Genomic DNA, 21,936 nt, shown 5'->3' on the forward strand with positions numbered 1-21,936 from the left:
AACAACCTGGAAGACAGAATTCATTTCTATTTCTGTCTTCTGGTGGCGCTGCGGCTGTTTAGCTGTAAGAGGCAATTGAAAACGATCCGGCAAAAAAATGCCTTTATTATGAGGTGGCTAAAAAATGCCGAACAGGTTGCCTCTTTTCGCCAGCGTGCCCGTAGCGAAATTGTCTGGTTGCGCGGGGAGATCCTGCGCCATTCGCCAGACCGGGATGTTGAACCCATCCTGCTGATGATTTACCGAACCGCCTGTGAAATGAGCGAAACGTGACTGGCGTTATGGATAATTTTTGCTGTGACGCGCCTTTCTGTGTAGGTTAAACAGCATCATAGTGAAGCATCACGGGTCGATTTCAGGAGGCGGTAATGAAAACGGGTAAGGCAGCGCTGTATGAGGATCTTAAGCGGCTGATCTTGACGATGGAGCTTGACCCCGATGAGTTGCTGGATGAAGCCAGCCTCACCGCTCAGTATGGCCTGTCACGTACGCCGGTGCGCGAAGTGTTTCAGCGTCTGGCAGGTGAAGGGTATCTGGAGATTGTGGAAAAGCGGGGCGTGCGCGTGATCCCCATGAGCCATGCCTCACTGCGCAACTTCTTCCTGGTGGCACCGATGATCTATGCCGCCACCGGGCGTCTTGCGGTTCAACACTACAAGCCTGCGCAGTTAAAAGCCTTAAAGGAGACGCAAAAGCGCTTTCGCAAAGCGGTTCAGAGCCATGATGCCGAAGCGCTGGCGCTGGAAAATAATCGCTTTCACGAGATCATGGGGGAGATGGCGGCGAACCCCTATTTACAACCGAGTCTCGGACGTTTACTCATTGATCATTGCCGGATCGGTCACACCTTTTTCCGTCCGCAAAATGACGATATGGAGCGACGTTTACAGTTAGCAGCCGATCATCACGATGCTTTTATCGCGGCCCTGGCGGCACGCGATGAGCAGGCAGTGGTGGATTTGGTGTTCGAACACTGGGAACTGTCCCGGGAAAATATGGAGATCTTTATCGCACCGCAGGGGCTTAAAGCCGATGAGCGCGTTCAGTCCTCTGAATAGCCTCCTTTGACATCATGCCTGCTGGCATTCGTCGGCAGGTTCATCTGTATTCAACCCCACTTATCGCCGCTCGCACGGGGGCTTTCTTACACCTTAATTAACCTAAAATTAACTATTTTTATACTTGTTGTATACATGAGATATACATCACGCATTCATTTTTTTAGCCTGGCTAACATACTTTCAGCAACGCTTACTGGCCTGGTAAGCGAAAGAAAAAATGACAGCGTATCGGAGTAACCAACGTGCAAAAGATCACTTCACTTCCTGCTGATGACGCCCTGCCAGGGTGGTATCACACCAGTCCATCGCGTACCCCACGTCCTGCGCATGTGGGGCAAAAACAGACTCGCTGGGCCATTATTGGGGCGGGATTCACCGGCCTGGCCGCTGCCCGCCAGATGGCGCTTAACTTCCCCGACGATGAAATTGTATTAATTGAAGCGCAGGAAGTGGGCTATGGCCCGTCCGGGCGCAATGCGGGCTTTGCCATTGATGTGCCGCATGATATTGGCGCGAAGGATTACATTGGGGATATCACCACCGCCAGGCTTATCCTGAAGCTCAATACACTGGGGCAGAACACGCTGCGTGCTCTCGTGAAGGAGCAGGGTATTGAATGTCAGCTTTCTGATTCCGGCAAATATCAGGCGGCGGTGGGCGATGAGGGCGTGGCTATTCTGGAAGCCTACCGGAGCGGGCTGGAGAAAATTGGTCGTGAAACACAGATGATCTCCGGTCAGGATCTTCCTTACCATATCGGCACGCATTACTACAAACAGGCGCTCTATATTCCAGGAACCCTTCTTCTGCAACCGTCAGCGCTGGTGAAAGGGTTGGCGAATAGCCTGCCTGCGAACGTGACGCTTTATGAATATACGCCGATCACTTCCATTAACTATGGCGAAAAAGTGACGCTGGTGCATGACAAGGGCAGCATTACCGCAGATAAACTGATCCTGGCAAATAACGCCTTTGCATCGCACTTTGGCTTCTTACGCGGTCGACTGCTTCCTACCTTCCTGTACGGTAGTTTGACACGTCCGCTGACGACCAGTGAGCAGGCACAACTGGGCGGTAAGCCAGTGTGGGGAGTGATCCCGGCGCATCCGTTTGGCAGTACCGTTCGCCGGACGCAGGACAACCGCATTCTGGTCCGTAACAGTTTCAGTTTCCATCCCGATGGTCGCCCGCGTGAGCATCTGCTGAATAACTTCATCGCCAATCACCGCAAATCGTTTGAACGTCGTTTCCCGATGCTCAATCAGGTTGATTTCGAGTATTCCTGGAGCGGGGCGATTTGTCTTTCGGAGAATCATGAAGGCTTCTTCGGCCAACTGGCACCCAATGTTTATGGTGCGCTGTGCTGTAATGGATTAGGGATCACACGCGGTACGGCCACCGGCAAACTGCTGGCAGACATGATTGCGGGTGAAAACAATGAACTGATCCATTTCCTGAAAAATTCACCAGGCCCGAATAAAACGCCTCCGGAACCGCTGTTGTCGATTGGCGTCAATTCCGTGCTGAAATGGGGACACTACAGAGCAGGTCTGGAGGTATAGCGTTAATCACAAACGGGTGCAGGGCTGCTATTGCAGTCCTGATAAACATTTATACCCGTAGACTCGATTGTCTCCAAACACATTCTTCGGCTTTGACAGCACTATAGCGCAGCCCAAAACTATACTGCTCGCCGTTTTGTCTTACATACTCTTGCGTTACGGATGTCTGAAATCAACTCAGGCTGAGTGTGCAAGGTTCCGCTGTGAGCGAGGAGCGGATCCTGGCATGTGATCTCTGATATATGTGGTCGGCAAAGCGTCAGGTGTCATTTCTGAAAGGCGCCACGCAATGTTTTAATAGTGGGGCAGTCAGGATGTAACTTATCGGAGCTTATTGGCAATGATGTCTGAATATATTCAAAAATCATGATTTTCAATAACTTAAAGTGACTGATTTTACTGGTTCAGGCTCAACTAATCTGATTTTTTGATATGCGACATGTAATAGTGGCTCAATTCGTTCGTGGTTAAAGCAGCGCCTGTAACCAGGAGCACGACGGGCTTCGATGGATAAAGTGTAGCAATAATAAATGTTCAAAGGTAAAAAGCGTGACGTGCATGGTACGGATTCTGTGCGGCAATGTCAGCACGTGTCGTGTGTGCGCTGGTAGGTTTAGAATTTCCTTGCCAGAATAAACAACACACTCATGTCATGGAGAAAGGTCATGTCTGAAAAACTGAATGCGCAATGCCATTGCGGCGCGGTGGCGTTTACCGTGGAACTGACGGATGGTTTTAACACTATACGGCGCTGCAGCTGCTCGTTTTGTCGAATGAGAGGGGCGATTGCCGTCTCCGCGCCGCTGGCAGGCATTGAGGTATTAAGAGGCCAGGACAAACTCACTGAATATCGTTTTCATACGCAAACGGCGCGACATTTTTTTTGCTCGGTATGCGGTATATACACCTTCCATCAGCGCCGCTCAAATCCGGAACAGTACGGCGTCAACGTAGCCTGTATTGAAAACGTCTCGCCCTTTGATTTTCCGGTGGTTGAGGTCACGGATGGCGTCAACCATCCAAACGATGGCGCATCAAGCGGGATAATAGGCTACCTCACGTTTCAGCCTAAAAAAGCATGACAACATGTTAATCAAGATCGAGGCTGATGAGCAGTGAACTGATATGCTGCATCACGTTGCCAAAATCGAAGATCAACACAATCCAGAGACAGGCCAATATCACGAGCATAGCCAGGGATAGACGGGTAAACACAAAAAGTCCTTAAGCACGGGATGATGTCTGCTTAGTTTACTTTGGTCTCCTTAAACTTCCCTTTAACGACTCCATCGTAATATCGACCTTTTGACACCACCTGCAAAAAATTGTTGTAAATGCGGGTTGGGACACCCTGATACTGAAGCATGCTGCGGTCATGAAAGCGGATTTCAAGCGTAGCGCTTCGCTCATCATACGCGACAGAAGCAATGCGTGACGATTTGACCGGGTGATGTACCATCTATGCCATCCCTTTCTGCTCGTGACAGGGATTTCATCATCTAACAGGACAACGGGTCCTGCAAGGGGTTCTCCGTACAGAACGTTGACGCCCGCGTCAATGACGCGGGCGTTAATATCAGAACTGATAAACCAGTCCTAATGCTACGATATCATCGGTGCCGATACCGTTGTTTTTATAGAATTGGTCGTCTTCGTCCAGCAGGTTGATTTTGTAGTCAACATAGGTCGACATATTTTTATTAAAGAAATAGGTCGCACCGATATCGGCATATTTCACCAGGTCCTGATCGCCCTGGCCATTATTCAGGTCCTTGCCTTTTGATTGCAGGTAAGAAAGGGTCGGGCGTAAACCGAAATCAAATTGATATTGTGCCGTCACTTCGACGTTCTGCGTTTTGTTGGCAATGGCATCTTCATTATCCCCGTATGGCGTCATATTGCGTGTTTCAGAATACATGGCTGCCAGGTAGATATTATTTGCGTCATATTTCAGACCCGCGGTCCAGGCGTCTGCTTTATCACCGCCCGCGGTACTGTACCGTACCTGATCGTTTGTACGATCGGAAGAGGTGTAAGCGGCGCCGGCCGTTATACCCATACCAAAATCATAAGTGGTGGAAATACCAAAGCCATCACCATTCTCATGACGCATATCGCGACCGTTATTGGTTCCTTCCTGGTTATTACTCGCATCTTCATTTTTACCCTGATACTGCAAGGCAAAATTCAGGCCCTGAACCAGACCATAGAAATCGGTGTTGCGGTAGGTTGCCACGCCGTTTGCACGGTTGGTCATGAAGTTGTCCGCTTTAGAGTACGAATCGCCGCCAAACTCCGGCAGCATATCGGTCCAGCCTTCCACGTCGTACAGGACGCCGTAGTTGCGGCCATAATCGAAGGAACCGTAATCGCCCGCGCTCACGCCGGCAAAGGCCAGACGCGTCCAGGACTGATTATCCGATCCTTCGGTGTTATTTGCCTGAATGTTATACTCCCACTGCGCATAACCGGCCATCAGATCGTTAATCTGCGTTTCGCCTTTGAAGCCAAGGCGCATATATGTCTGGTCACCATCGGCGCCTTTATCGTCGGAAAAATAATGCAGACCATCGACTTTTCCGTATAAATCTAATTTATTGCCGTCTTTGTTGTAAATTTCAGCGGCATGCGTTGCGCCCGCTATTAAAACGGCAGGGACGAGGAGTGCCAGAACTTTTCTTTGCATGAGACTATTCCTTTGTTGTTTTTTTATTTACCTGTTGAACTTTCCAGTCTGGAAAGTGGTCTCATGCTAAATCACTCTCTCCTGGATAGATAAAATATAATTGTTACGGGTTAAGTAAAATCTTAATCAAGTAATTCTTTGGAAATGGTCATAATTTTTATGAATGTATTAACCAGAAATATACAAAATAAAAATTATTGCAGCGTGGCGTAATGGGGTAAGATAACAGACGTTATATGCCTTTAAGATTCTTTATCCGTGATTAAATGATAAGCGTTTTATTTTTTTAAACGATGATTCATTAATACCAGGATAGCCCGAAGTGAATACTTCGGGCTTTTTTTATTACTCGCTGATGGATTTTTCCGCTTTACCGGCCAGCTGGGCCAGGAAGTCGTAGCGTTTTTGCAGATCGGCTGCGGCATCTTTCCAGAGCTGTTCAGCCACCTCAGGCTGCTGCGCATTCAGACGACGGAAGCGTTGCTCCTGCATCAGGGTCTCGGCGAGCGCATCTGACGGTGGACGAGAGTCAAGGGACAGCGGCAGCTTGCCTTCGTCAGCGCGTCGCGGGTCGAAGCGATACAGCGGCCAGAAACCGGTCGCGGTGAGCTGTCGCATCTGATCGTGGCTCAGCGCCAGATCGTATCCGTGCTCCTCGCATGGGCTGTAGGCAATAATCAGCGACGGTCCAGGATAAGCTTCCGCTTCCTGAATGGCTTTCACGGTCTGATTCAGCTGGGCACCCAGCGAAATTTGCGCGACATAAACATGCCCGTACATCATCATGCTGACGCCCAAATCTTTGCGGGCTTTACGCTTACCGTGTTCACCAAACTTGGTGACCGCGCCCAGCGGCGTCGCTTTTGACGCCTGACCGCCTGTATTGGAATAACACTGCGTATCAAGCACCAGGATGTTGACGTTTTCAGTCAGGCTGAGCACATGGTCCAGTCCGCCGAAGCCGATATCGTAAGCCCAGCCGTCGCCCCCGATAAGCCAGATGGATTTCTCTACCAGGGCATCCGCATCGGTTAAAAGCTGTTCAGCGCCCTCTAGGCCCTTAAGCTGCTGGCGTAGCTCGGCGACCTGTCCGCGACGCACCTCCGGCGTGGCCTCGTTATAGAGCGCTTCCCGCAGCGAAGGCGTGAGTTTATCGGCAAAGGTGTCCAGCAGCCGCATGACGCGCACGCGATGCTGATCCACCGTCAGGCGGAAGCCAAGGCCAAATTCAGCGTTATCCTCAAAAAGCGAGTTCGCCCAGGCCGGGCCGCGTCCGTTAGCATCGGTAGTGTACGGTGTTGACGGTAAATTACCCCCATAAATGGAGGAGCAGCCTGTCGCGTTGGCGATGAGCATTCGGTCCCCATAGAGCTGCGTCAGCAGCTTGATATAAGGCGTCTCACCACAGCCAGAACATGCGCCAGAGTATTCAAACAGCGGCGTGATCAGCTGCGAGGTGCGGATATCAATGCGTTCAAGCTGGGTGCGATCGATTTCCGGCAAGTTCAGGAAGAAGTCATAATTCACTTTCTCTTCTTCAACGTGCTCAAGGCGCGACATCATATTGATGGCCTTGATTTCCGGATTCTGTCTGTCTTTTGCCGGGCAGACCTCCACGCACAGATTACAGCCCGTGCAGTCTTCCGGTGCCACCTGCAAGACGTATTTCTGCCCGCGCATGTCGCGGGATTTCACGTCGAGGGAGTGCAGGCTGACCGGGGCGTTCTCCATCTCATCCGGTGAAACCACCTTCGCGCGAATAGCCGAGTGGGGGCAGGCGGCGACACAATGGTTACATTGGGTACAAAGCTCTTCTTTCCAGATGGGGATCGCTTCAGCAATGTTGCGTTTTTCCCATTGGGTGGTGCCCACCGGCCAGGTCCCGTCTGGCGGCAGGGCCGAGACGGGAAGGGCATCTCCCAGTCCCGCCAGCATCGCCGCAGTGACGGTTTTAACGAAGTCCGGTGCCGCGTCAGACACCACCGGAGGCCGATGTGCGCTGGCGTCGTTTACCTCCTGCAACGGGACTTCAAAGAGCGATTCTCGCGTGAGCGCCAGAGCCTGCCAGTTGCGCTCCACCAGCTCCTGACCTTTGCTGCTGTAGCTTTTCGCTATGGCGCCCTGCAGTTCCGCCAGCGCACTGTCGCCGGGCAGAATCTGGGTCAAATGGAAGAAGGCCATCTGCATGACGGTATTAATACGCGCGGCCAGACCGCATTCACGGGCAATTTTTGCCGCGTTGATGACATAAAAACGCGCCTGTTTCTGATTCAGAACGGACTGAACTTCCTGCGGGAGGCGTGACCAGACCTCATCGACTGAATAAGGGGTATTGAGCAAAAAGATCCCACCCGGCTTCAGACGCTCGGCCATTTGATATTTATCGATAAACTGGAGCTGGTGACATCCGACGAAATCAGCGCTTGAGATCAGGTACGCAGAGCGGATCGGGTGCTCGCTGACGCGCAAGTGGGATACTGTCAGACCGCCGGCTTTTTTGGAATCATAGACAAAATAGCCCTGCGCATACCATGGCGTGGAATTGCCGATAATCTTGATGTTGTTTTTCGTCGCCGAGACGCTGCCGTCACTGCCCAGCCCGTAAAACAACGCTTCGAGCTTAGCTGCGGAAGGCAGCGTATTTTCCGGCAGAGGAAGAGAAAGGTGAGTCACATCATCGTAAATACCCACCGTAAAGCGCGGTTTGGGTTTCGCTTCACTCAACGCGTTAAATACGGCCAGCACACACTCCGGCCCAAACTCTTTAGACGATAAACCGTAGCGACCGCCGATCGTGCGAGGCAAGGTTTCACGCTCGCCATGATTAAAGGCCTCCGCGAGTGCCGTCATCACGTCCAGATAGAGCGGCTCAGCCTGGGCGCCGGGTTCTTTCGTGCGATCGAGTACCGCCACGCTGCGTGCCGTTTCCGGCAACGCTGCGAGCAGATGTTTTGCTGAGAAGGGGCGATAGAGCCGCACTTTCAGCAGGCCCACTTTCTCACCACGGGTCAGCAACTCGTCAACCACCTCTTCACAGGTCCCGATGGCAGAACCCATGATTACAATGACGCGTTCGGCTTGCGGGTGACCGTAATATTCAAACGGCTTATATTTTCGACCGGTTGCCGCCGCAAACTCATCCATTGCCTGTTCGACATGATCGTAAACCGCGTCGTACCACGGGTTGGTCGCTTCGCGGGACTGGAAATAGGTGTCGGGATTTGCTGAGGTGCCGCGAATGATCGGGTGTTCCGGGTTGAGCGCCCGGGCACGGTGTGCATCAATGTCAGCCTGCGGCAGCAATTGACGAATCGTGTCGTCACTCAGCGGAACGATCTTATTAATTTCGTGCGAGGTGCGGAATCCATCGAAGAAATGGATGAACGGCACACGGCTTTTCAGGGTCGCAATATGCGAGATAAGCGCAAAATCTTGTGCTTCCTGCACGCTGCTGGCGCAGAGCATGGCGCAACCGGTCTGGCGAACCGCCATCACGTCGGAGTGATCGCCGAAAATCGACAGGGCGTGGGTCGCCACGGTACGCGCCGCCACATGCAGAACTAAAGGCGTGAGCTGTCCGGCGAGTTTATACAGCGTCGGTATCATCAGCAGCAGGCCTTGCGAGGATGTGAACGACGTCGAAAGCGCCCCCGTCTGCAACGCGCCGTGAACGGTTGCGATGGCACCCGCTTCCGACTGCATTTCCACCACGCGAGGGATGTCACCCCAGACGTTTTTTAACCCATTTCCCGCCCACGCATCGGCCTGTTCAGCCATTGTTGAGCTGGGCGTAATGGGATAAATGGCGATAACTTCGCTGGTTCGGAACGCCACTGACGCAACTGCACCATTACCGTCAATAGTTTGCATATGACAACACCCTTACATTGCGCAAAAAGAGGGACCCGCGTAACAGCAGCGAGCCCTGATAGTTATACCCTTATTTTAGCAAAGGTCTGGTTTGACGATTTTCGCTTTTGTGTCCTTCCCATTCAGGGCAACCCTGAAGAGATCAATTAATACGCTAATAAGATAATAGAGAGGTGGCTTAAGAGGATGTTGACCAGAATATAATGATCGGCAAGATTTAGCGTGGTAACAGCACGCAGTTGATATGCACATTTGGTTTACAACAATTAAACAATTAAGAAGGATGACCTTTATTTCATTTTTCTATTAAGGCCGGGTTTTAGTGGGCTGAACGGAAGAGAAAGGATGTTGTAGGGGTGTTGAGTGGCGTCACAGTGGCAGGAATGCAGATTATGCAAATCCTTAAAAATCGCGACAAAATGTGAATGAGACGCATAAATACGCGGAAAGCCCCTCGACGCGACGGTCTGCGGTGCCTATTATGCATAGGTTTCGCAAATAATATGGGGAAGAGAGGATGCGCGCAGCGTTTTGGGTAGGGTGTGCAGCATTGTTGCTGTCAGCATGCAGCAATGAACCTGTTCAGCAGGCAACCGCAGCACATGTTTCACCGGGTATGAAAGCCGCTATGTCCAACTCCGGGCAGGCCAGCTGCGCCATGGTAGGCGGTTCGCTTTCAGTAGCGCGTCAACTTGATGGTTCTGCTATTGGCATGTGTGCTTTGCCAAACGGCAAACGCTGCAGTGAACAGTCGCTTGCCGTAGGCACCTGCGGTAATTACTGATCAGTCAGCGCGTTTAAACATCAACGTTTTATCGGCGGTCGCCAGCGTGAGCTGATCTGCGGTTAAATCGACCTGCGCCCCCGCGCGGAGCATCTCACCGATCGCTTGATCCAGCTCATTTAACTGTGGCTCAGCACACAGTTTTCGCGTCATCGCCAGGGATTTGACGCGCAGTTCGCCCTCCGACAGTTTTCCGGCGCCGTTGAATCGGTTACACATGACGCCGGACACGGCCATGTCTTCCCCGAACGCCATTTCCGGCACAGGTGTGCCAGGTTTCACGGCAGCGCCATTCACGGTTTCGAGCACAAAGCGATGGCCCTGAAGTTGCTCTGGCTGAACGGAGGCTTTACCTGGATTGACGCAACCGGTCAGTGCCAGGCTGCAAAGGGTTAACGCGACGAGCTTTTTCATCTTTCTTCTCAAACGATAAATATGGTGAATCTTTATTAAGTTTCTAACCCTACGCCGATCGCTGTCATTGGAGTTTATCTGAAAGTGCGAGAAGGCGCCGGGCAGCGCAAAATGCCACCCGGCTGCCCGTCAGTGTGCTTTAAATCCCGCTGCCGTCATCAGCAGGCGAAACACCATCCCTACTGCGGCAAGCGCCAGTACGCTGCCACCCCAAAGAATGACCAGCCACATCAGGCGTTTCCACAAAGGCTGTTGCATCAATGGTAGCCCTCCCCATGCTGGACTTTTCCGCGGAACACGTAATAACTCCAGAATGTATAAACCAGAATAATGGGAATAATCAGCAGCGCGCCAACCAGCATAAAGCCCTGACTCTGAGGAGGCGCGGCGGCCTGCCAGAGCGTAATGGAAGGCGGAATGATATGCGGCCAGATGCTGATGCCCAGTCCGCTAAAGCCCAGGAAAATCAGGCCCAGCGTCAGGATAAAGGCAAGGTTATGGCGACGAGGATTATTGAGTGTTTTCCATAACGCAAAACTCAACGCAATCACCAGAACGGGCACAGGCAGCAGGAAGAATAAATTCGGCAAACTAAACCAGCGGGTGGCAATCTGGGGATGCGCCAGCGGCGTCCAGAGGCTGATTAACCCAATGACGGCTAACAGTATTGCCAGCAGTGGCCTGGAAATTTGACGCATCCGCGCCTGCAGGGGATCCTCGCTTTTCATGACCAGCCATGTCGCGCCGAGCAGAGCATAGGCCACCGTCAGACCCACGCCGCAAAACAGATTGAAGAGGGTGAGCCAGTCGAAAGGGCCGCCGCTGTAATTGCGTCCGGTTACCGAAAAACCGTTGATAAATGCGCCCACAACCACACCCTGCGTAAATGTGGCAAGAACCGATCCACCGATAAACGCTTTGTCCCAGAAGGGGCGGTGTGCCGGTGTGGCCTTAAAGCGAAATTCAAATGCCACGCCGCGAAATATCAGCCCGATCAGCATTAATGTCAGGGGAATGGTGAGCGCATCAATAATGACCGCATAGGCCAGCGGAAAGGCGCCAAACAGTGCGGCGCCACCCAGCACCAGCCAGGTTTCGTTGCCATCCCATACCGGGGCTACGCTGTTCACCATGACGTCGCGATCCTGTGCATCTTTCGTCAGCGGGAACAGTATCCCGATCCCCAGATCGAACCCGTCCATCACGATATACATCAGCGTGGCAAAGACGATGATCACAAACCAGATAAGGGAAAGATCAATACCCATTAGTGTTTCTCCCGGGAAGTAAATTCAGCGTCTGCGGCAGAAAGCGGACGAGCAGGGCGACCATCTTCTTCAGTGGCGTAGGACTCATGTTCCTCAGGGCCTTTCTTAATCAGCCTGACCATGTAGCTGTAGCCCACACCAAACACCGAGGTGTACACCACAATAAAGGCCAGCAAACTGACACTCATCTGCAGATCGCCATGTGCAGAGACCGCATCTCTTGTTCGCTGTAGCCCATAAACAACCCACGGCTGGCGGCCAACTTCGGTCGTCACCCAGCCCGCGAGGATCGCCACTAATCCTGCCGGCCCCATGAACAGAGCAAACCAGAGGAACGGACGGGAGGTATAAATGCGCTGTTTATAACGTAACCACAGTGCTACAACGCCCAGCAGCATCATGAGCAGGCCCAGTGCCACCATGATGCGGAATGACCAGAAAACAATGGTAGAGTTAGGTCGATCCTCTTTGGGGAACTCTTTAAGCGCCGGAACCTGCTTGTCCAGGCTATGGGTCAGGATCAGGCTACCCAGTGCGGGGATCTCAAGTCCGTAACGGGTGCGCTCCTGTTCCATATCCGGCCAGCCGAAGAGCAATAGCGGTGTCGGCTCACCCGGGGGATTTTCCCAGTGCCCTTCAATGGCCGCAATTTTCGCAGGCTGATGTTCCAGCGTATTCAGGCCATGCATATCACCGACCAGCGCCTGAACAGGCGCGACAATCAGCGTCATCCACAATGCCATAGAGAACATTTTCCGTATGGCCGGATTTTTGTTGCCACGCAGTAAATGCCATGCCGCGGACGCGCCCACAAAAAGTGCGCTACTTAAAAACGCCGCGATGGACATATGGAACAGGCGATACGGGAAGGAGGGGTTAAACACCACGGCAAACCAGTCAACCGGCACGACTACGCCGTTAACGATCTCATGCCCCTGAGGGGTCTGCATCCAGCTATTCGACGCCAGGATCCAGAAGGTCGAAATAAGCGTGCCCAGTGCGACCATGCAGGTTGAGAAAAAGTGCAGCCCAGGGCCAACCTTATTCCAGCCAAATAACATGACGCCGAGAAAACCCGCTTCCAGGAAGAAGGCCGTCAGCACTTCGTAGGTCAGCAGAGGACCGGTAATGCTGCCCGCAAACTGTGAAAATCCGCTCCAGTTTGTGCCGAACTGATAGGCCATGACCAGCCCGGAAACCACGCCCATCCCGAAATTGACGGCGAAGATTTTTGACCAGAAATGGTAAAGCGAGCGCCAGACAGGGTTCTTCGTCTTAAGCCACAATCCTTCAAGCACAGCGAGGTAGCTGGCCAGACCGATAGTGATCGCCGGGAAAATAATATGAAAGGAGACAGTAAAGGCAAACTGTATCCTTGCTAAATGGAACGCATCTAAACCAAACATGTACAGCCTCAATGTCAATCGATGTGCTTTTATAGTATAGGGCCCTAAACGAAACTATCAGGCGCAGAAACGTGAAATTTAGCTATAACAGTTTGGCTATTTAGCTAAAAATAGATGTTCTGTTATACTTGCTGAAGGCGGGGAAGGGTCAACGATATGATTCTAAAAAAATTATTTTTATGAATTTTATTTATTAAATGGCTTGCAGGATCGATTTAAACATGCGTTAATGGCTCTTCGGTTTGAATGCCAAAAAATATCTGACACCGTTTCTTAAAGCAATCTCATCACGTTGTGCCTCTCCGCAGCCTCTTGGGTCTTTTCTTTACATTCTGATTAGTTTTGTCTCAGACCACTATTGCCTTAAAGGCCCATTTGTTAATGGCGTATTTTTACGTCAGGAGAATCTATGATTTCTTATATCCATTTTCGTTGCCCATGCTGTCATGGCTCGCAGTACCGTACGTCCGTTTTTGATGTCTCAGAAAAGAATCCCCATGGCGCGAAATGCATCTTTTGCAAATCCTCTATGGTGACGCTCGATCATCTGGCGAGTGCATCAGTCGCGCAATCTTCGGTACAGCAACAAGCATAACAGTTCCTGAAAAGGGCTAAATTTCTCCAGCTGATATACACTGTCGCAAAGCCTGGAGAAACCAATGAAAAAATACCAACAGCTGGCACAGCAGATCATTTCCCAAATTGAACTGGGTGTCTGGTTGCCAGGTGATAAATTACCTTCACTGCGTGAGCAGGTTGCCAGCAGTGGTATGAGTTTCATGACCGTTGGTCATGCGTATCAAACACTTGAAAGCCAGGGGCGAATCGTTGCTCGCCCGCAGTCAGGCTATTACGTCGCGCCGCGTCCGATAAAGCAGCAACCTGCGCCCCCGGCGCAGGTGATGCGCGATGAAAAAGTCGATATCAATACCTACATCTTTGACGTCCTCCAGGCCAGTCGCGATCCCTCTGTCGTCCCGTTTGCCTCAGCGTTTCCCGACCCGCGTCTTTTCCCGCTTCAGCAGCTTAATCGTTCTCTGGCTAACGTCAGCAAAACGGCCACGGCCATGAGCGTGATAGAAAATCTCCCTCCCGGGAACGCCGATCTCCGTCATGCTATCGCCCGACGCTATGCCCAGCAGGGCCTGAATGTTTCTCCCGATGAGATTGTTATCACGGCAGGTGCGCTGGAAGCGCTCAACCTCAGTTTGCAGGCGGTGACAGAGCCCGGTGACTGGGTCATTGTTGAAAATCCCTGTTTTTACGGTGCGCTTCAGGCGCTGGAACGGCTCAAACTTAAGGCACTGGCTATCGCGACGGATGTTCGCGACGGGATCGATCTGAATGCCCTTGAACAGGCTCTGAATGACTATCCGGTAAAAGCCTGCTGGCTCATGACCAACGGGCAAAATCCGCTGGGATTTACCCTAAGCCCGCAGAAAAAGGCACAGTTGGTCGCGCTCCTGACAAAACATCAGGTCACGCTCATAGAGGATGATGTTTACAGCGAGCTCTATTTTGGTCGTGAAAAGCCGCTGCCCGCAAAGGCCTGGGATACCCAGGATATGACCCTGCACTGTTCGTCCTTCTCAAAATGTCTGGTTGCCGGTTTCCGCATCGGCTGGGTGGCGGCAGGCAAACACGCCCGCCGCATTCAGCAACTTCAGCTCATGAGTACGCTCTCAACCAGCTCACCGATGCAGCTGGCGCTGGTGGATTATCTGGCCACCAAACGTTATGACGCCCATTTACGTCGGCTAAGACGCACGCTGTCTGAACGCAAGCAAACCGCGTGGCAATCGCTGATGCGCCACCTGCCGGCAGAAGTGAAAATTCATCACAGTGACAGCGGATATTTCTTGTGGCTGGAGCTGCCAAAACATCTGGATGCGGGCACGCTCAGTGAGCAAGCCCTGGCATGGCATATCAGCATTGCGCCGGGGAAAATGTTCTCAACGTCGGATACCTGGAGGCCGTTCTTCCGTTTTAATACCTCCTGGTCATGGGGTGAACGCGAGGAGCAGGCGGTTATCCAGCTCGGTAAGTTAATTCGTAAAATGATGAAATAGGCCTTATGGCTTATTTTTAACGCGTCTGAACCTCGCGATAAAATAATCAACGCTTATTCTTTCCTGGTCTTCGTGCTTATTCGCACGAAGACGGCCATATGAAAACAGCATGGCTCCCTCTGTTCGCTAACTCCTTGTCTATAATCCACTTAACGGGGAATGCGCCCTCGGTCACAACCTGATGAAATTTAGCTCACTCCAGAGGTGCGGCGCTTTTGCGCGGTCTACGTTTAAAAAGGGAGATATTTTTACGGCACGGCTGCCGCCAAATTTCATTGCGACAGGAGTAACTCTAATGAGCAAAAAATTTGCCCGCAGCAGCCTGTGTGCGCTCGGTATGACAATCGCAACCGTACAAGCCGCCGAACCCCCTAAAGCGATCGGCAAAGGTGAGGGAAGGCTGGATATTATTGCCTGGCCAGGTTATGTCGAACGCGGCCAGACCGATAAAAATTATGACTGGGTCACCCAGTTTGAAAAAGAGACGGGGTGTGCGGTAAATGTGAAAACCGCCGCGACCTCGGATGAAATGGTAAGCCTGATGGCGAAAGGGGGTTACGACCTGGTGACCGCTTCCGGCGATGCGTCACTGCGGCTGATTATGGGCAAACGGGTGCAGGCAGTGAACCCGGATCTCATCCCGAACTGGAAAACCATCGATCCGCGAATGGCTAAAGGCGAATGGTTCAACGTTGGCGGAAAAGTTTACGGCACGCCCTATCAGTGGGGGCCTAATCTGCTGATGTATAATACCAAAACCTTCCCAACCCCGCCGGATAGCTGGTCGGTCATCTTTAAAGAACAAACCCTCCCCGACGGTAAATCCAATAAAGGACGGGTACAAGCCTACGACGGCCCAATCTATATCGCCGATGCGGCGCTGTTTGTGAAAGCGACGCAACCGCAGCTTGGTATTACGGATCCCTATCAGCTCACCGAAGAGCAATATGCAGCCGTACTGAAAGTGCTGCGCGATCAGCATGCTCTCATTCACCGTTACTGGCACGACACCACCGTGCAGATGAGTGATTTTAAAAATGAAGGCGTAGTGGCCTCCAGCGCATGGCCCTACCAGGCGAACGCCCTGAAAGCAGAAAACCAGCCCGTGGCGACCGTCTTCCCTAAAGAGGGGGTGACCGGTTGGGCGGACACCACCATGCTACATGCTGAAGCCAAACACCCCATGTGTGCCTATAAATGGATGAACTGGTCATTAACGCCAAAAGTGCAGGGCGATCTGGCATCGTGGTTCGGTTCGCTTCCGGTCGTTGCAGAAGGCTGCAAAGCCAGCACGCTGCTGGGCGAGAAAGGGTGTGAAACCAACGGCTATACCTATTTTGACAAAATCATGTTCTGGAAAACCCCAGTCGCAGAAGGCGGTAAATTCGTCCCTTACAGCCGCTGGACGCAGGATTACATCGCCATTATGGGCGGTCGTTAAAGGCCCGGGAGCAGCACATGACCTACGCGGTAGAGTTCAATGACGTCTCGCGGCTGTACGGGGATGTCCGGGCGGTGGATGGTGTCACCATCAGCATTCGGGACGGTGAGTTTTTCTCTATGCTGGGGCCGTCTGGCTCCGGTAAAACCACCTGCCTGCGCCTGATCGCCGGTTTTGAGCAGCTAAGCGGCGGTGCGATAAAAATCTTTGGTCAGGAGGCCAGCGAACTTCCGCCGTGGGAGCGCGATGTCAACACGGTCTTCCAGGATTACGCGCTGTTTCCCCATATGTCGATTCTCGACAATGTCGCGTATGGGTTAATGGTGAAAGGCATTGCGAAAAAACAGCGACATCTTCAGGCGCGCGCAGCGCTGGAAAAGGTCGGGCTGGCCTTCGCCGAAAAACGAAAACCCTCTCAGCTTTCTGGGGGCCAGCGGCAGCGTGTCGCGATCGCCCGTGCTCTGGTTAACGAGCCGAGGGTGCTTCTGCTTGATGAACCTCTGGGAGCGCTCGATCTTAAGCTGCGTGAGCAGATGCAGTTCGAACTTAAAAAACTGCAACAGGAACTTGGGATTACCTTCATTTTTGTCACCCACGATCAGGGCGAAGCGCTATCGATGTCCGATCGGGTCGCCGTGTTTAACAACGGGCGCATTGAGCAGGTTGATACGCCACGGGCGCTGTATATGCGCCCGCGCACCCCGTTTGTGGCACGCTTTGTGGGCACTTCAAACGTATTTGATGCCACGCTCTCGCAGCGTATTTGCGGGATGGAGGGCCTGTTTTCACTCCGTCCTGAGCATATTCGACTCAATGAGGCGGGCGACATTCAGGTTCAGTGCCAGGTACAGGCGGTGCAATATCAGGGCGCCGCGACGCGTTTTGAACTGCGGCTGGCGGAAGGCGAAAAACTGCTGGTAAGCCAGGCAAACGTCAGCGACGCGGCGTTACCCGAAAGCCTCATGCCTGGCCAACAGGTCCTGGCCTCCTGGTCCCGTGACGCCATGGTCCCGCTGCTTGAGGAAAGGTGAAATGGATATGAGCGTTTCCCGTCCCCATGCATCGCGCGGCCCCTTGAGCCGGATAACGACGCCGCTCTGGCGTAAACCGTCCTTGGGCCTCTTCTTGCTGTTGCTGGGGCCACTGATGTGGTTTGGCATTGTCTATCTGGGATCGCTGTTCACGCTGTTGTGGCAGGGGTTTTATACCTTTGATGATTTCACCATGTCGGTGACGCCGGATCTCACCTTCGCCAATATCCTTGCGCTTTTTAATCCCGCTAACTACGACATTATTCTGCGAACGCTCATCATGGCCATTGCCGTGACGATAGCCAGTGCCATTCTGGCTTTCCCGATGGCGTGGTACATGGCGCGTTATACCCGGGGCAAATGGAAAGCTTTTTTCTATATCGCCGTCATGCTGCCCATGTGGGCGAGCTATATCGTGAAAGCCTATGCATGGACATTGCTGCTGGCGCGAGACGGTGTCGCGCAGTGGTTCCTGGGTCATCTGGGGCTGGAGCCTGTGCTACTGTCTGTGCTTACACTGCCCGCCGTGGGCGGTAACACGCTTTCCACTTCAGGTTTGGGACGCTTTCTGGTCTTCGTCTATATCTGGCTGCCCTTTATGATCCTGCCGGTGCAGGCGGCGCTGGAACGCTTGCCGCCCTCGCTGTTACAAGCCTCTGCCGATCTGGGGGCGAAACCCCGACAGACGTTCCGCTTTGTGGTTTTGCCTCTGGCTATACCGGGGATTGCAGCAGGGTCGATTTTCACCTTTTCACTGACGCTGGGGGATTTTATTGTCCCGCAACTGGTGGGGCCGCCCGGCTATTTTATTGGCAACATGGTTTATGCCCAACAGGGTGCAATAGGCAATATGCCGATGGCCGCCGCCTTTACCCTGGTGCCGATAGTCTTGATCTCACTTTATCTGGCGTTTGTGAAACGTCTGGGAGCGTTCGATGCCCTCTGAGCGCGCTCCGTGGTTTTTGAAACTGGCCGCGTGGGGTGGGGTGATATTCCTCCACTTCCCGCTTCTCATTATTGCGCTCTATGCCTTTAATACCGAGGAGGCGGCTTTTAGTTTTCCACCCAGGGGCCTGACGCTTCGATGGTTTAGCGTGGCCGCGTCGCGCAGCGATATCATTGAATCCGTGACGTTGTCACTTAAAATCGCCACGTTATCTACCGCCATCGCGCTGGTATTAGGCACGCTTGCCGCCGCCGCACTCTGGCGAAGTACCTTTTTTGGCAAAAACGCCGTTTCGCTGCTTCTGTTACTGCCTATCGCCTTGCCGGGAATCATTACCGGCCTGGCGCTGCTCACGGCATTTAAAACCATCAATCTTGAGCCCGGTTTTTTCACGATTGTGACCGGGCACGCCACGTTCTGCGTGGTCGTGGTATTCAACAATGTGATAGCCCGGTTCCGGCGAACCTCCTGGAGCCTGGTTGAAGCCTCAATGGATTTGGGCGCGGATGGCTGGCAAACCTTCCGTTATGTGGTGCTGCCCAATCTCGGGTCGGCACTGCTGGCGGGCGGGATGCTGGCCTTTGCGCTGTCGTTCGATGAAATCATCGTGACGACATTTACGGCCGGGCACGAACGCACTCTGCCGCTGTGGCTGCTTAACCAGCTAGGCCGCCCGCGTGATGTCCCCGTGACCAACGTGGTTGCGCTGCTGGTCATGCTCGTGACGACAATACCCATTCTGGGCGCCTGGTGGCTGACCCGTGATGGCGAGATGAACGCTGAAAGCGGAAAATAACCTTGATTTCAACAGGATAAAGCGATGCAAACACAACTGCTGATAAATGGTGAACTGGTGGCCGGCGAAGGCGATACACAGCCGGTCTATAATCCTGCAACGGGCGAGGTGCTGGTGGAGATCGCTGAGGCATCAGCCGCACAGGTCGATGCGGCGGTACAGGCTGCCGATCGAGCCTTTGCGACATGGGGACAGACTTCCCCCAAAGCCCGTTCAGAGGCGTTACTCAAACTGGCAGACGCCATTGAAGCAAAAGCCGATACCTTTGCCCGCCTGGAATCGCAAAATTGCGGCAAGCCTTTGCACTGTGTCACCAGTGACGAAATTCCCGCTGTTGCAGATGTTTTTCGTTTTTTCGCCGGCGCTGCGCGCTGTCTTAACGGGCTGGCGGCAGGGGAATACCTTGAGGGACACACTTCGATGATCCGCCGCGATCCGGTCGGGGTGGTGGCCTCGATTGCTCCCTGGAACTATCCGCTGATGATGGCGGCCTGGAAGCTGGCGCCCGCCCTGGCGGCGTGAAACTGTGTGGTCATTAAACCGTCAGAAATTACGCCGTTAACCGCGCTGGCGCTGGGAGAACTGGCAAAGGAGATCTTCCCGGCCGGGGTGATTAACATCCTGTTTGGTCGCGGTAAAACCGTCGGCGATCCGCTCACCGGGCATGAAAAAGTCCGCATGGTTTCTCTTACCGGTTCTATTGCTACGGGTGAGCATATCATTGGCCATACGGCCGCCTCGATAAAGCGCACCCATATGGAGTTAGGTGGCAAAGCGCCGGTGATTGTTTTTGATGATGCCGATCTGGACGCGGTCGTTGAGGGGGTCCGAACCTTTGGTTTTTATAATGCCGGGCAGGACTGCACCGCCGCTTGCCGGATCTACGCGCAAAAAGGGATATACCCTGCACTGGTCGAAAAACTGGGGGCAGCAGTCTCCAGCCTGAAAATGGGCGCACCCGAGGATGAATCGACAGAACTGGGGCCGCTGAGTTCCGACGCGCATCTGGCGCGGGTGAGCCAGGCGGTTGAAGAGGCGAAAGCGCTCTCCCATATAAAAGTGGTCACCGGGGGTAACCGGGGCGAGGGCGGCGGATACTATTTCCAGCCAACGCTGCTTGCGGGGGCGAAACAAGACGATGCCATCGTCCAGCGCGAAGTCTTTGGCCCGGTGGTAAGCATGACGGAGTTCGAGGATGAAGAGCAGGTCCTGACGTGGGCAAACGCCTCGCAGTATGGTCTGGCGTCATCGGTCTGGACGCAGGATGTAGGCCGTGCGCATCGTATGAGCGCGCGTCTGCAGTACGGCTGCACCTGGGTGAATACCCATTTTATGCTGGTCAGTGAAATGCCCCACGGGGGGATGAAGTTATCCGGATATGGGAAAGATATGTCCGTATACGGGCTGGAAGATTACACCGTCGTCCGGCACATCATGATCAAACACTGATATCGTGCCGGGTCGACCCATGGGCGGCCCGGCGATGCGCTTTACCACCCGCACACATCATGCTCATTTTCCGTGTCATACGCACGGACGGTATTAATGAGATCTTTCACGACATCTGCCGCAATATCAGGTACCAGAAGCTCCGTTGGGGTTTCTGTTTCGTAGTCCACCGACACGCCATTACTGTTGTTTGTTACGGTGACGGTGTAGGTTGCCTTACTCATAATTTACCCCTTGTGTGTATTCACCACTTTTCCAATGCCCGCCCCTTCGAGGTTTACCTGCGGATCGGCGAAGAAATCAATATTGAAATACGTATCTTCGGTCAGAAGCTCGATGCGGTGCCACTTTTGCGGGGGCGAAATGCCAAAAGAACCCGCTTCAATAATCAGTTCCAGATCGGGCTGCGTGGCGTCAGCATCCGGGAAGCCAAAATATTTCACCGCACCCTGCATCACGGACAAACGCCCGTAGACGTGCGCTTTGGTGTTGTGATGGGTGAATAAGGCTTTGGGCGCAGTTTCTTTATTCCAGAAGGGGGTAGAACGGGTGTGAACAAAATTCTCAGGAATACGTAGCATAGAAGTTTCCTTAGTCTTGTTGCGCGCTTAGCGCGATCTCAACACGTCTGCTTCAACAAAAAAATCCACGTTAAAGACGGTATCGTCGGTCAGAAGCTCGATGTGATGCCATTTTTCGGGAGGGAAAACGCCGAAATGCCCCGCTTCAATGATCAGCTCGCTGTCCGGTTCGGGTGTGACACCATCAGCATAGCCCAGATAGCGCACTGTACCCTGGCTTACGGATAAGCGCGGATAAACACCGGGACGGGTACCTTTATCGAGATGACGTTGAAAAATACCGGGTGGAGCAGTCTCTTTATTCCAGAACGGCGTGGACCGGGTATGCATGCAACTTGAGGGTATGCGTAACATCATTGATCCCTTTAAAACATCTGTAGTGATTAGACCACTTATAAGGAGAAACTATTTTCCATAATGTGCACTTAACATGCAACTTATAAGCATCCCTCTACCCCGTATAAGCAAGTCATTGTTATCAAAGCTACCTCCTTGTTATTACCCTGTGCTTTTAGGGGTTATTGTGTAACGAAAAAACTTGATCTGTGTCAACATATGACGCATATTGCGCG

The 21,936-nt window shown here is 52.9% G+C and carries 22 protein-coding genes and 1 pseudogene; 12 read left to right on the forward strand and 11 right to left on the reverse strand.

The features are described from left to right. Window positions 1–108 precede the first annotated feature (108 nt). From LZP96_RS11150 to LZP96_RS11165, 4 genes are all read left to right on the forward strand, one after another. Window positions 109–273, forward strand: coding sequence for a hypothetical protein (locus LZP96_RS11150; protein WP_232462941.1), 165 nt, complete (start codon window positions 109–111; stop codon window positions 271–273). A 95-nt stretch (window positions 274–368) separates the two neighbouring features. Further along, window positions 369–1,058 (forward strand): GntR family transcriptional regulator, encoded by a 690-nt coding sequence (locus tag LZP96_RS11155; RefSeq protein WP_064326247.1) that lies wholly within the window; start codon window positions 369–371, stop codon window positions 1,056–1,058. A gap of 245 nt (window positions 1,059–1,303) precedes the next feature. Continuing rightward, on the forward strand, window positions 1,304–2,623 hold the full coding sequence (locus tag LZP96_RS11160) for an NAD(P)/FAD-dependent oxidoreductase (protein WP_064326246.1): 1,320 nt from the start codon (window positions 1,304–1,306) through the stop codon (window positions 2,621–2,623). 665 nt (window positions 2,624–3,288) lie between these two features. Continuing rightward, window positions 3,289–3,705 (forward strand): GFA family protein, encoded by a 417-nt coding sequence (locus LZP96_RS11165; protein ID WP_064326245.1) that lies wholly within the window; start codon window positions 3,289–3,291, stop codon window positions 3,703–3,705. A 7-nt stretch (window positions 3,706–3,712) separates the two neighbouring features. Here LZP96_RS11165 and LZP96_RS11170 read toward each other — a convergent pair whose 3' ends face one another. The 4 genes from LZP96_RS11170 to nifJ all read right to left on the reverse strand — a co-directional run bounded on the left by LZP96_RS11170 (window position 3,713) and on the right by nifJ (window position 9,179). After that, window positions 3,713–3,838 carry a hypothetical protein gene (locus LZP96_RS11170; RefSeq protein WP_257789906.1) on the reverse strand — a complete coding sequence of 42 codons (126 nt, stop codon included), beginning with the start codon at window positions 3,836–3,838 and terminating at the stop codon, window positions 3,713–3,715. Between the two features lie 31 nt (window positions 3,839–3,869). Beyond that, window positions 3,870–4,082 (reverse strand): KTSC domain-containing protein, encoded by a 213-nt coding sequence (locus LZP96_RS11175; RefSeq protein ID WP_064326244.1) that lies wholly within the window; start codon window positions 4,080–4,082, stop codon window positions 3,870–3,872. Window positions 4,083–4,199: 117 nt separating this feature from the next. Next, window positions 4,200–5,309 (reverse strand): porin OmpC, encoded by a 1,110-nt coding sequence (gene ompC / locus LZP96_RS11180; protein ID WP_258926016.1) that lies wholly within the window; start codon window positions 5,307–5,309, stop codon window positions 4,200–4,202. 345 nt (window positions 5,310–5,654) lie between these two features. Next, the gene (gene nifJ / locus LZP96_RS11185) at window positions 5,655–9,179 is read right to left on the reverse strand and encodes a pyruvate:ferredoxin (flavodoxin) oxidoreductase (RefSeq protein WP_258926017.1); all 3,525 of its coding nucleotides are present in this window, start codon (window positions 9,177–9,179) and stop codon (window positions 5,655–5,657) included. 517 nt (window positions 9,180–9,696) lie between these two features. On the opposite strand from nifJ, the gene LZP96_RS11190 reads away from it, so the two are divergent. Then, the gene (locus LZP96_RS11190; protein ID WP_064326241.1) at window positions 9,697–9,963 is read left to right on the forward strand and encodes a putative hemolysin; all 267 of its coding nucleotides are present in this window, start codon (window positions 9,697–9,699) and stop codon (window positions 9,961–9,963) included. On the opposite strand, the gene hslJ is transcribed toward LZP96_RS11190, so the two are convergent. From hslJ to LZP96_RS11210, 4 genes are all read right to left on the reverse strand, one after another. Beyond that, window positions 9,964–10,377, reverse strand: coding sequence for a heat shock protein HslJ (gene hslJ / locus LZP96_RS11195; RefSeq protein WP_064326240.1), 414 nt, complete (start codon window positions 10,375–10,377; stop codon window positions 9,964–9,966). Window positions 10,378–10,506: 129 nt separating this feature from the next. Beyond that, the gene (locus tag LZP96_RS11200) at window positions 10,507–10,635 is read right to left on the reverse strand and encodes a DUF2474 domain-containing protein (RefSeq protein ID WP_064326239.1); all 129 of its coding nucleotides are present in this window, start codon (window positions 10,633–10,635) and stop codon (window positions 10,507–10,509) included. Continuing rightward, window positions 10,635–11,645 carry a cytochrome d ubiquinol oxidase subunit II gene (gene cydB, locus LZP96_RS11205; RefSeq protein ID WP_258926018.1) on the reverse strand — a complete coding sequence of 337 codons (1,011 nt, stop codon included), beginning with the start codon at window positions 11,643–11,645 and terminating at the stop codon, window positions 10,635–10,637. The genes LZP96_RS11200 and cydB overlap by 1 nt, the downstream gene beginning before the upstream one ends. Continuing rightward, window positions 11,645–13,051, reverse strand: a complete 1,407-nt coding sequence (locus tag LZP96_RS11210) for a cytochrome ubiquinol oxidase subunit I (RefSeq protein WP_258926019.1) — start codon at window positions 13,049–13,051, stop codon at window positions 11,645–11,647. The genes cydB and LZP96_RS11210 overlap by 1 nt, the downstream gene beginning before the upstream one ends. Before the next feature lie 409 nt (window positions 13,052–13,460). Between LZP96_RS11210 and ymcF the strand changes: the two genes are divergently transcribed. The 7 genes and pseudogenes from ymcF to patD all read left to right on the forward strand — a co-directional run bounded on the left by ymcF (window position 13,461) and on the right by patD (window position 20,783). After that, window positions 13,461–13,646 carry a cold shock small protein YmcF gene (gene ymcF / locus LZP96_RS11215; RefSeq protein WP_064326236.1) on the forward strand — a complete coding sequence of 62 codons (186 nt, stop codon included), beginning with the start codon at window positions 13,461–13,463 and terminating at the stop codon, window positions 13,644–13,646. A gap of 64 nt (window positions 13,647–13,710) precedes the next feature. Continuing rightward, window positions 13,711–15,120: an aminotransferase-like domain-containing protein gene (locus LZP96_RS11220; protein ID WP_258926020.1), complete on the forward strand. Its 1,410-nt coding sequence runs from the start codon at window positions 13,711–13,713 to the stop codon at window positions 15,118–15,120. Window positions 15,121–15,415: 295 nt separating this feature from the next. Continuing rightward, window positions 15,416–16,561, forward strand: coding sequence for a putative ABC transporter substrate-binding protein YdcS (ydcS, locus tag LZP96_RS11225; RefSeq protein WP_064326234.1), 1,146 nt, complete (start codon window positions 15,416–15,418; stop codon window positions 16,559–16,561). Window positions 16,562–16,578: 17 nt separating this feature from the next. Then, entirely contained in the window at window positions 16,579–17,592 is a 1,014-nt protein-coding gene (locus LZP96_RS11230; protein WP_258926021.1) for an ABC transporter ATP-binding protein, read from the forward strand. Between the two features lie 7 nt (window positions 17,593–17,599). Then, window positions 17,600–18,538, forward strand: a complete 939-nt coding sequence (locus LZP96_RS11235) for an ABC transporter permease (RefSeq protein WP_374230114.1) — start codon at window positions 17,600–17,602, stop codon at window positions 18,536–18,538. Continuing rightward, on the forward strand, window positions 18,528–19,334 hold the full coding sequence (locus tag LZP96_RS11240) for an ABC transporter permease (RefSeq protein ID WP_064326231.1): 807 nt from the start codon (window positions 18,528–18,530) through the stop codon (window positions 19,332–19,334). The genes LZP96_RS11235 and LZP96_RS11240 overlap by 11 nt, the downstream gene beginning before the upstream one ends. A gap of 24 nt (window positions 19,335–19,358) precedes the next feature. Beyond that, a pseudogene (gene patD, locus LZP96_RS11245) lies at window positions 19,359–20,783 on the forward strand (aminobutyraldehyde dehydrogenase). A 41-nt stretch (window positions 20,784–20,824) separates the two neighbouring features. Here patD and LZP96_RS11250 read toward each other — a convergent pair. The 3 genes from LZP96_RS11250 to LZP96_RS11260 are packed head-to-tail and all read right to left on the reverse strand — an operon-like array spanning window position 20,825 to window position 21,718. Beyond that, entirely contained in the window at window positions 20,825–21,007 is a 183-nt protein-coding gene (locus LZP96_RS11250) for a DUF1869 domain-containing protein (RefSeq protein WP_064326229.1), read from the reverse strand. A 3-nt stretch (window positions 21,008–21,010) separates the two neighbouring features. Beyond that, window positions 21,011–21,364: a TehB family protein gene (locus tag LZP96_RS11255; RefSeq protein WP_064326228.1), complete on the reverse strand. Its 354-nt coding sequence runs from the start codon at window positions 21,362–21,364 to the stop codon at window positions 21,011–21,013. A gap of 27 nt (window positions 21,365–21,391) precedes the next feature. After that, window positions 21,392–21,718 (reverse strand): TehB family protein, encoded by a 327-nt coding sequence (locus LZP96_RS11260; RefSeq protein ID WP_064326227.1) that lies wholly within the window; start codon window positions 21,716–21,718, stop codon window positions 21,392–21,394. Between the last annotated feature and the right edge of the window lie 218 nt (window positions 21,719–21,936).

Source organism: Huaxiibacter chinensis (assembly GCF_022171985.1).
GTDB classification, from domain to species: Bacteria; Pseudomonadota; Gammaproteobacteria; order Enterobacterales; family Enterobacteriaceae; genus Enterobacter; species Enterobacter chinensis_A.